Source organism: Rhodococcus sp. NPDC058505, from assembly GCF_042720095.1.
Taxonomy (GTDB): Bacteria; Actinomycetota; Actinomycetes; order Mycobacteriales; family Mycobacteriaceae; genus Rhodococcus_G.
Window position 1 is genome coordinate 1 of the sequence record NZ_JBHXNB010000026.1, and the last position, 12,551, is coordinate 12,551.

Below are 12,551 nucleotides of genomic sequence, written 5' to 3' on the forward strand. Positions count from 1 at the left end.
CCGCCGATCCGATCGGATCGGCGGGGCGCCCTTCGTCGTGTGGCCGTTGCGTCAGCGGGTGAGCCCGGCGAGGTAGATGCTGTTGGCGGCGATCAGGTCGCGCACCTGGTTGCCGTAGCCGTACCGGTCGGCCGCCGCGACGGCCGCGTCGGAGGCCTGCTGCACCTGGTCGGCGGTCGGGGCGGGGAAGTTCTCGGGCAGGGCGGGCAGGGTTCCGACGGCCGGAGCGGCGGGAACCTCGGGTGCCGGTGCCGGTGCCGGTACCGGCGCGGGAGCGGGAGCGGGCGCGGGCTCGGGAGCGGCGGCGGTGGTCAGGTACTGACCGCAGTGCGGCCATGCGCCGACGCCCTGGGTGGCGAGCACATTCTCCGCGACCCGGATCTGCTCGGCCTTCGACGCGTTGTGCGGCGAGCCGGACCCACCGTTCGCGGCCCAGGTGCTCTGCGAGAACTGCAGCCCGCCGTAGTAGCCGTTGCCGGTGTTGGTCGACCAGTTGCCGCCGCTCTCGCACTGTGCGACGCCGTCCCAGTCGTAGGCGGCGGCGGAGGCGGTGGTGGTGCCCACTGCCATCGGGAGCGCGGCGAGGGCAGCGGTCGCGGCGACGGCGCCCAGGGTGCGGGCGGGGGTGAAGCGAGTCATGCGGGTGAATCCTCTCCGCGCGTGCCGACGGGGCCGCGCCAGTGCGCTGGAAATCGAACGGCCGTGGCGGACAGACTGCTGTTCGTCGCCAGGCGTCGCGATTGGCTCGCCGTCCCTGCCCCTCGAAGGTTTCGGGGTTCCGATCCCGCGGGGCAGATGTCGAGCAGCGGCGGGTCGGCTGGGCCCGGTCGTTTCGGGCCGACGGCGACGCTAGCCAACAATTCGCTGCGGGGCATCCCCGTCGAACTTCGGGCTGCCGCAAGGCAAGTCAACCGAGTAGCGGTGATTTCGCCTGGTCATCCCGGCGGGTTGCGAATCCGTGCCCGCACCGTTTCCTCGTCGTGATGTGGTGGGGATCACCCGGTTCTCGTGAAGTGCGCCACAGGGTTTCGGGTCTCGACCGGGCCGCGCGGCGCGGATTGTCGGGCGGGCGGGCGATTCGGGTGACGGCGTCCAGGCGATTTGTGTTCCGTTCATGCGACCGTGTAACTTCGTTTCTGCAGCGCGGGGTGGAGCAGCTCGGTAGCTCGCTGGGCTCATAACCCAGAGGTCGCAGGTTCAAATCCTGTCCCCGCTACGAAAGACGAAGGCCCGGTCCAGTAGGACCGGGCCTTCGTCGTTGTTGGCGCATGGCCCGGGTGTGCGCGAGAAATCATGTGCACACGGGTTCTGCGGGGTGTGCGGGGGTGTTGGGCGTCGATCCTCGGGGTTGGTGCGGGGAAAGGTCTGTGCACAGGGGTTTTGCCGGCGGGGGCGGGGCGATTTGGAGCCGGTCGGAACTCGTGTACAGTGGTCAATGCAGCGCGGGGTGGAGCAGCTCGGTAGCTCGCTGGGCTCATAACCCAGAGGTCGCAGGTTCAAATCCTGTCCCCGCTACGAAGACGAAGGCCCGGTCTCACTACGAGACCGGGCCTTCGTCGTATCCGCTGTCGGTTGGTCGCTACCGCGCGCCGACGAGGCCAGCGCGCCGCGCCGCGACCACCGCGTCGGCCCGCGACGTCACCTCGAGCTTCCGGTGGATCGACTTCACGTGGCTGCGGACGGTGTTGACCGAGACGAACAGTTCCGAGGCGATCTCCGAGGCGCTCAGTGGGGTAGGCAGCAGCGCGAGAACCTCCAGTTCGCGACGGCTCAGGGCCTCGCGGTGGCCGAGGTCGGTGCGGTGCAGTCGGAACCTCTCGCGCAGCGCCGCGATCCGAGCCGGCAGGGCGCCCGGATCGACGGCGCCGGTGCACAGTTCCTCCGCGCGACCGAGTGCGACGGTCGCCTCGTCCCGGTTCCCCAACGCAAGGTGTGCCCGCGCCACCTCGATCAGCAGGTGTGGCACGACGAGCACCGTGTCGCCCCCGCCGCTACGCGCGCATTCGAGGGCGCTCGTGGCCGTGGTGAGTCCGAGCGTGGGATCGCCCCGCTCGATCTGCAGCCGGGCCAGGGCATGCTCGGCGGGCAGGTAGACGGGGTCGGGGCCGATGCGGAACGCGATGCGGGCCTGGGCGCATCGCTCGACCGCGACGGCCGCCGCCGCGCGGTCGCCGAGCTCGAGCTGACACAACGCGCGGTAGGCGGGGACGAACAGCCGCAGCGGACGAGTGAGGGGAGGTCCCTGGTCCAGTCGGTCGAGCACCTCGAGTGCCTCCGCGCAGCGGCCCTCCAGGTAGAGCATCGTCGCCAGCCGCAGTTCTGCCAACGGGACCAGTGGGACGGCGGGGTCGTATCGGGAGAGGAACCGCTCCCCGGCCCGCCGGGCGCTGCCGACGTCGTCGTAGCAGGCGGACCCATGGATGAAGTCCTCGACGTCGTCCCAGTTGCGGAAGGCGTCGACCGGCCTAGTCGGGGACGCGAGACGGCCCCGGGCGAGGGCGCGATCGCGGCGAGCCGCGTCACCCCCGGTCGCGCTTGCCCACGCCTCCCAGAACGCCAGGCGCGGATCGCGTTCGAGCGCCGACACGGGGATCCGCTCAAGCCAGCTCAATCCGAGTGACTGCCGCGGCACGACCGAGTTGGCGCGCACGTTGGACAGGATGTCGGCGATCGTGTCGTAGTCCTCGGCGCCAAGCAGGTGATGGATCGTCGCGGTCACGTCGTTGGCCCGCTCGAAGTGCCCGGCCGCCCGCCGGTGCAACTCGCGCCGTCCGGCCGGGTCCACCCGACCGAGTTCGGCGTGGAGGCGCTCCCGGACCAGGTGATGCAGTCGCCACCAGCAGCCGTCGTCGTCCAGGGCCGCGATCAGACCGGTGGCGTCGGCGACGTCCATCGCCACCGTCCAGGCTCGGTCGCTCTGCAGGACCTCGGTGAGGATCGTCGCGTCGAACCGCTCGAATACCGACATGCGGCGGAGCAGGTCGTAGTCGTCGCGGGTGCTGCCCGCCAACCCCTCCCGGACCAGGGCGCTGAGCGCGGCGTCGTCGTCCGGCCGCTGCGACACCACGCGGGACAGAGACTGCCCATGGGACATGGCCGATCCGATGAGCGAGACGGCGGCGGGCCAGCCGTCGGTCGCGTCGTCGATGCGCTGCACGTCGTCGGCGGTCAAGTGCAGGTCGTGGGCGCCGCCGAGGAGATCCGCGATCTGCGTGGCGCCGAGGCGCAGCGTCCCCGACAAGAGTTCGATGCCGTCCCCGCGCGCCCGCAGGCGCGCGAACGTGGGAAGTTCGAGCGGAACCCGGGTGCTGACGACCACGGTGAGGTTCTCCGGGATTCGGCCGAGAAACCAGTCGAGGCTCGCGAGCGTCTGCTCCCGGGTGATGAGGTGGGCGTCGTCGAGGACGAGAGTCCACCTGCCGGGTGATCCGGTGAACGCGTCGAGCAGTGGCACGATGACGTTCGCCCGTACTTCGCCGGAACTCGCATCCGCCTTGGTGTGGAGTCCGGCCGCCGAGGCGGCCGCGGCAATGGCGCCCCAGAGCACGCCCGGGTCATTGTCGTCGTCATCGAGGCTGACCCACACTGGCCGCGTCGTGTTCCGATGGTGGAGCCACTGCGTGATCACCGTGGTCTTGCCGTAGCCCGCGGGTGCGCGGACCACCACCGCCCGCGCCGGGCGGTCCAGCAGGGCGAGTACGTCCAGGCGCAGGATCGACCGCGGGCCGGTGGTCGGCGGGCGGAATTTCGTCACGGGATACATCGCGGCACATTCTCCAGGGTGTTGCTGCTCGGGAATCACCTGGGTGATTGCTGCTCCAGGGTGGGGTCGACGTCGCGGATGCGCCCTACGGTCACAGGTGAGCCCGACATGATCGAGAACATCGGGCCGGGAGCGGAATTCAGGAGGGACCCCGTGAGCAACACGCATCAGTCCGCAGAACACGCCCGTCACGAGTCGGCGCCGTCCACCGAGCGATTCGGACGCCGGATCGAACGCGACGACGACGCCGACTTCCCGTTCTACAACGGGAAGCCGACGACCATAACGGTCGGTCAGTGGATCGCCGTGTGGGTGTCCGTTGCGGTCGGCTTTGTCGCCCTGACCCAGATTCCCACCCCGAACAACATCGTCGGCCTGATCCCTCGGATCCTGTTCGTTGTGATCCCGCTGACCGTGCTCGCCCTGGTCACCCGCGACCACTGGACCGCCCTGTTCCGCCGGGTCACCGGACGCGACGTGCTCCTCATGTTTGGCTTCGCCGCCCTCAACCTCGTCGTGACGGGAGCCCTGGGGCTGATCGTGAAGGCCCTGTTCGGCTCGTCGGCCAATCAGGCGACCGACAACATGGGCGGCGCGCTCGACATCGCCGCGTTCTATCTCGGCACCGGCATCCAGTTGCTCGGCGAAGAGATCTTCACGATGCTGCCGTTCCTCGCGCTGCTGTACTTCCTGTACGCGAAGGTGAAGGTGAGCCGCAAGACCGCGATCGTCCTCGCTTGGCTGATCAGCGCGGTCTGGTTCGGTGCGGCACACCTGCCCACCTACGACTGGAACTTCGCGCAGGCGCTCATCGTCATCGGCGGCGCCCGGCTCGTCCTGACGCTGGCCTACATCCGCACGAAGAACCTGTGGGTCTCCACCGGCGCGCACATCATCAACGACTGGGCCATGTTCACCGGTTCCATCGTCGGCGGCGCGACACTGATCGCCCTGTGATCAATCGCCACGACCACCCGTGAGAATGGGGCGCCGGTTCTCACACCCTCCTCTTGCTCTTTCAGCAAGCCGGTTTGCCGAAGCGATTCGTCCCGCGGAGAGTGGGGGTGAATCACGGCAAAGGGAGGACACATGAACGACAGCTACGACGTGGTGATCGTCGGCGGCGGGGCCGCCGGCCTGGGGGGAGCGCTCTCGCTCACCAGGGCCCGCCGGTCGGTGCTGGTGGTCGACTCGGGCGCACCCCGCAACGCGTCGGCCGGGCACATGCACAACTACCTCGGTCGCGAGGGCACCAACCCGCTGGACCTGCTGCGGATCGGTCGCGGCGAGATCGCCGGGTACGGCGGCGAATTCATCTCCGGCGCGGTGGTCGATGTCCGCCGTGCCGGAGGGGTGTTCCGGGTGGTGCTCGCGGACGGCGGCGAGGTCGCGGCCAGGCAGGTGCTCGTCACGTCCGGTCTCGTCGACGAGCTCCCCGACGTGCCGGGGCTGCGCGACCGCTGGGGGCGGGACGTGCTGCACTGCCCGTACTGCCACGGCTGGGAGGTGCGGGACCGCGCGATCGGCATCCTGGCCACCCACCCGGCGCTCGCCGCGCACCAGGCGCAGATGTGGCGGCAATGGAGCGCCGACGTGGTGGTGTTCGCCCACACCGCGCCCGCGTTCGCCGGTGCCGATCTCGACCGCCTCGCCGCCCGCGGCATCGAGGTGATCGACGGTGCCGTCGCGGGACTCGAGGTGGCCGACGACCGGCTCACCGCGGTCCTGGTCGACGGGCGCGGCCCGGTCGCCCGCGATGCGGTCGTGGTTCCGCCCCGGTTCACCGCCCGCGTCGACTTCCTGGCCAGCCTCGGCATCAAACCGGTCGCGCAGGAGATGGCGGGCGAGGTGCTGGGAACCCATCTTGCGGTGGACCCCACCGGCGCGACGCCGGTGGCGGGCGTGTGGGCGGCGGGCAATGTCATCGACCCACGCGCGCAGGTGATCTCGGCCGCCGCGAGCGGTGTGCAGACCGGGGCGATGATCAACGCCGCGCTGATCGAGCAGGACGTCGAGGCCGCCCTCGACCGGTCACGCGTCGGGTAGTTCCCGCTCGTACAGGTCCCGCCGCACCAGCTTGCCGGTGGCGTTGCGGGGCAGCTCGTCGAGGAAGACCACCTCGCGCGGCACCTTGTACCGCGCGAGGTGTTCCTTGACGAAGGTCCGCAGGGCCTGGGCGTCGGGTTCGGCGCCCGAGGCCGAGACGACGAAGGCGCGCAGCCGATGCCCGAACTCGGCGTCCTCGACGCCGATCACCGCGGCGTCCGCGACATCCGGGTGCTCGGCGAGCAGGTTCTCCACCTCGAGTGGGTACACGTTCTCGCCGCCGGAGACGATCATGTCGTCGTCGCGACCGTCGACGAACAGCAGTCCGTTCCGGTCAATGTGCCCGACGTCGCCGGTGGACAGCAGCCCGTCGATCCGCTCCTTGTCCCGCCCGTCGGTGTACCCGTTGAAGCTCAGTCCGCTGGAGACGAAGATCCGGCCCACCGTGTCGGGTTCGGTGATCCGTTCGCCCGCATCGTCGTACAGCGCGACGTGGCAGGTGACCGGTGGACGCCCCGCGGTGCCGGGGGCCAACGCCAGGTCCGCCGGGGTGGCGACCGTCGCGACCGCCACCTCGGTGGACCCGTACAGGTTGTGCAGCACCTGCCCGAACGCCTCGGTGGTGCGCCTGCACAGGTCCGGGGAGATCGCCGACCCTGCCGCGAAGACGATCGACAGGTTCGTCGTGTCGTACCCGGCCAGCACGTCCGGGCCGAGGTCGACGATCCGCTGCAGCATGGTCGGGACCACGACAAGCACGTCGGCCCGGTGGTCGGCGGTCAACTTCACCGTCTGCAGCGGGTCGAACCGGCGTTGCAGCACCACCGTCTGTCCGAGCGAGAGTGCCAGCGCCAGTTGGGAGATGCCGGTGCCGTGGAATGCCGGTGCCGTCATCACCATCGTCTGGCCGGGACGCAGCGGGACCCGGTCGAGGAACTGCGCCGAGGCGAGCGGGGAGGTTCGCTCCCGCGGCGCGCCCTTCGGGGTGCCGGTGGTGCCGCTGGTCAGCAGCACGAAGCTGCCGTGCACCGGCGGGCTTGGAACCGGGTCGGTGGGCCGCCCGTCGATCAGGGTGTCGAGGCTCGGCGTTGCCGCGGACTCCGAGCCCTCGCACCATGCCAGGTAGCGTCGCACCTGGTCGGGGAGCCCCGCCGCGACCACGGCGAACTCCTCGTCGTGGATGAAGGCCCGAACCTGTTCGCGGGCAGCGACATCCACCAGCTGGGGGGCCGCGAATCCGGTGTTCATCAGCACCAGCTTGGTGCCGAGCTTCGCGGCGGCGAGCATCGTCAGGACCAGACCGCGGTGGTTGCGGCACATCACGCCCAGCACGGCGCCGGGTGTGATCCCGTCCGCGGCCCAGGCCCGTACCAGCGCGTTCGACTGCGCCTCGAGCTGCGCGTAGGTGACCTGCCCCCGTTCGTCGACCAGCGCGACGGCGTCGAGCCCGGCGGCGGCATGCGCGTGCACCGGCCCGGCGAACGGTCCGTACCGGTGGACCGCGCGGATGGAGGCGATGCCGTGGTCGAGTCGGGGAATCGGGACCAGACCCGACCGGATCATCACCCGGACGGCGCCGAGCGAATCGGTGAGCTTGGTCAGGATGGCTGGCATCGCGTCTCCCGAGAGTCGATCCGGTGTGGGTCGGGTCACAGGGTAGTCGGTGCCCGCACCTTGTGGAGGCAGGCCGGGCAGGGTGCGGCGCGGTGTCCGTGTGGTCAGCGGGGCAGTGGACTGTAGAACACCAGCCCGTTGCCCTTGTTGTCGTAGACGACGGCACGGCGTTCGTGGGCGTCGTCATAGGGCCCCTTAACGATTCCGCCGCCGTCGGCCTCGACGGCCCGCGCCGCCGCGTCGACGTCGTCGGTCTTGATGCCGACGACGACCTGCCCGTGGATCGGGTGGTCGACGGCGGTCGCGAGGGCGAGGGTGACGGACCCGCCGTCGAGGGCTGCGAAGTGGGCGCCGTCGCGGAACTTCAGTGGCATGCCAAGGGTGTCGCGGTAGAACCGGATCGACTCGTCCAGATCGTCGGTCGACAGGATGATCATTCGGACGTCGTGGTCGCTCATGTGGCGCCTCCTCGGATCGATGTGAGATCCAGGCTAGGCGGCGATCGCCTGAGGCGCGGGTCGGCGGAACGGTGTGTCCCGCCGACGGCGCATCCTCCGTCGCCCGCGGCGACGGAGGATGCGCAGGGGAGGTCGGGTCCGGCTACTTCAGCTCGGCCGACGACTTGCCGAGCAGTCGCCGCGCCACGATCAGCTGCTGGATCTGCTGCGTTCCCTCAAAAATATCGAGGATCTTGCTGTCCCGGGCCCACTTCTCCAGCAGCGGGCGCTGCGAGTAGCCCTCGGTGCCCGCCAGCTCGACGGCCTTGAGCGAGACCGCGGTGCCGGTGCGGCCCGCCTTCGCCTTCGACATTGACGCCTCGAGCGAGTTCGGCTTCTTGTTGTCGGCCATCCAGGTCGCGCGCAGTGCCAGCAGGTACGCAGCCTCCCAGTCCGCCTCCATCGCGAGGAACTCGGCGGCGGCGGCGTGCTGGTTGTTGGCCGGGATGTCGTAGGAGACCTCGACGCCCGCCTCGGCGAGGATGCCGCGCAGTTCCTCAAGGACGGCGCGGCCGAGGCCGATCGCCATGCCCGCGACGATCGGGCGGGTGTTGTCGAAGGTCTGCATGACCCCGCCGAAGCCCTTCTCCACGTTGACCTCCGGGTCGCCGAGGATGTTGTCCTTCGGGATCCGGCAGTCCTGCAGCAGCAGCACCGCGGTGTCGGACGCCTTGATGCCGAGCTTGTGCTCAAGCCGGGCCACGGACAGGCCGGGGGCGTCGCGGGGCACCACGAACGACTTGATCGCGGCGCGGCCCTTCGACTTGTCGACGCTCGCCCACACCACGATGTGGCTGGACCGTTCGCCCGCGGTGACGAAGATCTTCTCGCCGTTGAGGACCCACTCGTCGCCGTCGAGGACGGCGGTCGCGGTGACGGCGGCGGAGTCGGAACCGAAGCCGGGTTCGGTGATCGCCATCGAGGCCCACACCTTGCCGAACCGCTCCAACTGCTCGTCGGTGGCGACCGCGGCGATCGCGGAGTTTCCGAGGCCCTGATAGGGAATGGACAGCGTCAGGCCGACGTCGCCCCAACAGGTTTCGATGACGTTCATCAGCGACGCCATGTTTCCGCCGTTGGCGTTGCCGATCACCGAGGGGGCGTCGCCGCGGCCCAGCGCGGCACCCGAGGCCCCGGTGCCGGAGTCGTTCAGTCCCTCGACCATCGCCGCCATCGTGTCGAGTTCGACGGGGTACTCGTGCTCGGCGAGGTCGTACTTGCGGGAGACGGGGCGCAGGATCTGCGCGGCGACCTGGTGTGCCTGGTTGGCGGAGGCCTTCAGCTTCTTGGGAAGTTCGAGATTGATCATGATCTGTTCTCCTGTGGCGGCGTTCGGCTCAGATGAGGACGATGCCCTCGGCAACGCCGATGGCGCGAAGGTCCCGGTACCAGCGTTCGACCGGGTGCTCCTTGGTGAAGCCGTGGCCGCCGAGCAGCTGCACCCCGTCGAGGCCGATCTGCATGCCCTTGTCGGTGGCGAGCTTGCGGGCCAGCGCCGCCTCGCGGCCGAACGACAGGCCCTGCTCGGCGCGGGACGCGCCACGCAGCGTGACCAGCCGCAGGCCGTCGAGCTCGATGCCGATGTTGGCGACCATGAACGCGACCGCCTGCCGATGGCTGATCGGCTCGCCGAACGCTTCCCGCTCGTTGACGTAGGGGATCACGTAGTCGAGGACGGCCTGCCCGGTGCCGACGGCGAGCGACGCCCAACCGAGGCGGGCGAGACGGATTGCGTCGGCGTAGTCGGCGACCCGCTGGTCCGCGTCGCCCTCACCGAGGATCGCGGACTCGGGGACCGCGACGTCGGTCAGGTTCAACCGGCCGAGCCCGGCGGCCCGCAGCCCCATGCTCGGATCGGCCTCGACGACGAGCCCCTTCGCGTCGGACTCGACGATGAACAGGGCGGGCCTGCCGTCGAGTTCGGCGGCGACGATGAACAGTTCGGCGTCTGCTGCGGCGGGGACCAGGGACTTGACGCCGTTGAGCCGGTAGCCGCTCGGGGAGCGAACGGCCTTGGTCTGCAACGCGAACGGGTCGAAGAGGGCGCGCGGCTCGGTGACGACCAGGGCGGCCGCGGGGACGTTCTCGCCGGTGAACGACGGCAGGTAGGTCTGCTGCTGGGCCTGCGAGCCGAACTGGGTCAGCGCGACCGCGACACCGCTCGGCGCGAGGATCGGCAGGGCCAGGCCCATGTCGCCGTGCGCGAGGGCCTCGGCGACGAGTGAGTTGGTGACCGCGCCGCGCTCGGTGGCGACGCCGTCGAACTCCTCGGGGACGTTGATCAGCGTGATGCCGAGTTCCGCGGCCCGCCTGCCCAGGTCGGCGGGCGAGGCGGCAGCCTCGTCGGCGTCGTGCGCGGCGGGGCGCAGGATCTCGGCGGCGAAGTCGCGCACCGTGTCGACGATCATCTGCTGCTCGTCGGTCGGCGTCAGGTCGAAGTAGTCGGCCTTCTTCGCCTCGCCTGCGGGCAGCCGGGTCGGCTTGCCGCCGCCGGAGACCTTGGCGAACGTCCGGGTCGCCGCGCCGAGCGTCTTGAAGCCGGTCTTGGTGCCCTCGTAGGTGACCCGGTTGATCGGCTCGCGGAGGTTGTACTTCTCGGCAAGGTCGGAGCCGGTGATCTTGGTCAGCACGCGCATGGCGGCGCCCATCGCGTCGCGTTTGACCGGATTCAGGCCGACCGCGGAGGTGTCGCGGGGTGCGCCGTTCATTCTCACAACGTCTTGCTTGCTCATGATCACCATTTCCCGGTGTTCGGTCTTGGACGGTCGTTATCTTACTCTGGAGTAAGGAGTGGCGTCGAGAGTACACCGGAATCGCGGCCGCGCCTCCACCGAACCTTCACAACTCCCGCCCGGGATTCCCACATCCGGGCGATACCGTCGACACCATGACCCAGCGCACCGTGCTCGTCGTCGAGGACGACCGGACCATCGCCGACGCCCTCACCGCCCGCCTGCGGGCCGAGGGGTACACGGTGTCGACGGTGTACGACGGGCCTGCGGCGGTGCGCGAGTGCGCGTCCCTGCGCCCGGATCTCGTCGTCCTCGACGTCATGCTGCCCGGCCTCGACGGCCTCGAGGTGTGCAGGCGGATCCAGGCCGAGCGGCCGGTTCCGGTGCTGATGCTCACCGCCCGAGCCGAGGAGACCGACATGGTCATCGGGCTCGGCGTCGGCGCCGACGACTACCTGAGCAAGCCGTTCAGCATGCGGGTCCTGGTGGCCCGGGTTGCCGCGCTGCTGCGACGGGTGGAGCGGGCGACGCCGGGACCGGACGTCGAGGTCCTCACCGTCGGCGCGGTGGCCATCGACCTGAGCGCCCGGCGCGTGCGGTGCGGCGACGACGAGGTGCACCTGACCCGCACCGAGTTCGACCTGCTCGCGCACCTCGCCGCCCGACCCGGCGCGGCGATGGCCAGGGACTCGCTGCTCGAACACGTGTGGGGGTGGGGTGGGGGCGCGACCAGCCGCACCGTCGACAGTCACGTCAAGGCGCTGCGCCGCAAGCTCGGCGGCGACCTGATCCGGACCGTGCACGGCGTTGGTTATGCCGTCGAGGTGCCGCGATGAGGCTGCCGAGGCCGCTGGACCCGTTCGGCTCCTTCAAGGTGAAGACCGGGCTGCTGGTGGTGGCGTCGGTTTTCGCGGCATCGGTGACGTTCTGGTTCGCCTCGGACTGGCAGTTCCGGTTCGCGCTCGGTGCCGCGCTGCTCGTCTCGCTCGTGGTCACCCAGGTCCTCGCCCACGGCATGACGTCGCCGCTGCGCGAGATGACCGCGGCGGCGAGAGCGATGGCGACCGGCGACTGGTCGCGCCGGGTCCGGGCCACCTCCCGCGACGAAATCGGGGAACTGGCACGGGCGTTCAATCAGATGGCGGAGGACCTTGAGGCCGACGACCGCTACCGGCGCGAGCTGATCGCGAACGTCTCGCACGAGCTGCGGACCCCGATCGCGGCGCTGCAGGGGGTGCTGGAGAACGTCGTCGACGGCGTCGCCGCACCCGACCCGGCCACGCTGCGCAGCGCGCTCGACCAGACCGAGCGCCTCGGCGCGTTGGTGCGCGACCTGCTCGACCTGTCCCGGCTCGAGGCCGGTGTGGTGCCGGTGCACCGCGACAGCGTTGAGATCGCCCCCTTCCTCCGCGCGGTGATCGACGAGCGTGCCGATCCCACTGTCCCGGTGGACATCCGGCTCGACGTGCGCCCGGTGACGCTGCGGGCGAGCGCCGACACCGCCCGGCTGCACCAGGTTGTCGCGAACCTGATCGACAACGCGCTGCGGCACGGGGCGGCAACGCAGGTGCTGGTGCGCGCCACGGCGGGCGCGGCGGCCGGATCCCTGATCGTCGACGTCCACGACGACGGCCCCGGCATCGCGCCGGAGGACCGGGCGGGCGTCTTCGAACGGTTCAGCCGCGGAGGGGCGAGCGGGGGCGGCACCGGGCTCGGCCTCGCGATCGCCCGCTGGGCCGTCGAACTGCACGGCGGCCGGATCGGGGTGCTCGACACCGAGACCGGATGCTGCATCCGAGTGGAAGTCCCGGCGCCGGCGAAGGCCGGGCGCATCGTGCAGGCCTGAGACACGAGAACACCTCGGGGCGTGACCCGTTCGGGCCGCACGTCCCGCGATGA

Annotated in this window: 10 protein-coding genes and 2 tRNA genes; 6 read left to right on the plus strand and 6 right to left on the minus strand. The window is 70.3% G+C overall.

Annotated elements, in window-relative coordinates:
• Window positions 1–51: 51 nt before the first annotated feature.
• Window positions 52–639: a transglycosylase family protein gene (locus tag ACFWPA_RS16990; protein WP_378571114.1), complete on the minus strand. Its 588-nt coding sequence runs from the start codon at window positions 637–639 to the stop codon at window positions 52–54.
• Between the two features lie 503 nt (window positions 640–1,142).
• On the opposite strand from ACFWPA_RS16990, the gene ACFWPA_RS16995 reads away from it, so the two are divergent.
• Together ACFWPA_RS16995 and ACFWPA_RS17000 are read left to right on the plus strand one after the other, a co-directional pair.
• Window positions 1,143–1,216: transfer RNA gene (locus tag ACFWPA_RS16995), tRNA-Met, on the plus strand.
• A gap of 225 nt (window positions 1,217–1,441) precedes the next feature.
• Window positions 1,442–1,515: transfer RNA gene (locus ACFWPA_RS17000), tRNA-Met, on the plus strand.
• 64 nt (window positions 1,516–1,579) lie between these two features.
• On the opposite strand, the gene ACFWPA_RS17005 is transcribed toward ACFWPA_RS17000, so the two are convergent.
• Window positions 1,580–3,754, minus strand: coding sequence for a LuxR C-terminal-related transcriptional regulator (locus ACFWPA_RS17005; protein ID WP_378571116.1), 2,175 nt, complete (start codon window positions 3,752–3,754; stop codon window positions 1,580–1,582).
• Window positions 3,755–3,916: 162 nt separating this feature from the next.
• Between ACFWPA_RS17005 and ACFWPA_RS17010 the strand changes: the two genes are divergently transcribed.
• Together ACFWPA_RS17010 and ACFWPA_RS17015 are read left to right on the plus strand one after the other, a co-directional pair.
• Window positions 3,917–4,720, plus strand: a complete 804-nt coding sequence (locus ACFWPA_RS17010; RefSeq protein ID WP_378571118.1) for a CPBP family intramembrane glutamic endopeptidase — start codon at window positions 3,917–3,919, stop codon at window positions 4,718–4,720.
• Between the two features lie 132 nt (window positions 4,721–4,852).
• A complete protein-coding gene (locus tag ACFWPA_RS17015) occupies window positions 4,853–5,809 on the plus strand; it encodes an NAD(P)/FAD-dependent oxidoreductase (RefSeq protein WP_378571120.1) in 957 nt (318 codons plus the stop codon).
• On the opposite strand, the gene ACFWPA_RS17020 is transcribed toward ACFWPA_RS17015, so the two are convergent.
• From ACFWPA_RS17020 to ACFWPA_RS17035, 4 genes are all read right to left on the minus strand, one after another.
• Window positions 5,795–7,423 (minus strand): acyl-CoA synthetase, encoded by a 1,629-nt coding sequence (locus ACFWPA_RS17020; RefSeq protein ID WP_378506998.1) that lies wholly within the window; start codon window positions 7,421–7,423, stop codon window positions 5,795–5,797. The two genes, ACFWPA_RS17015 and ACFWPA_RS17020, sit on opposite strands and share 15 nt — an antisense overlap.
• Before the next feature lie 104 nt (window positions 7,424–7,527).
• Window positions 7,528–7,881 carry a VOC family protein gene (locus ACFWPA_RS17025; protein ID WP_378506999.1) on the minus strand — a complete coding sequence of 118 codons (354 nt, stop codon included), beginning with the start codon at window positions 7,879–7,881 and terminating at the stop codon, window positions 7,528–7,530.
• Between the two features lie 142 nt (window positions 7,882–8,023).
• A complete protein-coding gene (locus tag ACFWPA_RS17030) occupies window positions 8,024–9,229 on the minus strand; it encodes an acyl-CoA dehydrogenase family protein (RefSeq protein ID WP_378507000.1) in 1,206 nt (401 codons plus the stop codon).
• A 28-nt stretch (window positions 9,230–9,257) separates the two neighbouring features.
• Window positions 9,258–10,658: an acyl-CoA dehydrogenase family protein gene (locus tag ACFWPA_RS17035; RefSeq protein ID WP_378571152.1), complete on the minus strand. Its 1,401-nt coding sequence runs from the start codon at window positions 10,656–10,658 to the stop codon at window positions 9,258–9,260.
• Window positions 10,659–10,807: 149 nt separating this feature from the next.
• On the opposite strand from ACFWPA_RS17035, the gene ACFWPA_RS17040 reads away from it, so the two are divergent.
• Complete coding sequence (locus tag ACFWPA_RS17040) at window positions 10,808–11,488, plus strand: response regulator transcription factor (RefSeq protein ID WP_378507001.1); 681 nt, start codon at window positions 10,808–10,810, stop codon at window positions 11,486–11,488.
• A complete protein-coding gene (locus ACFWPA_RS17045; protein ID WP_378507002.1) occupies window positions 11,485–12,498 on the plus strand; it encodes an ATP-binding protein in 1,014 nt (337 codons plus the stop codon). The genes ACFWPA_RS17040 and ACFWPA_RS17045 overlap by 4 nt, the downstream gene beginning before the upstream one ends.
• The last annotated feature ends 53 nt before the right edge of the window (window positions 12,499–12,551 follow it).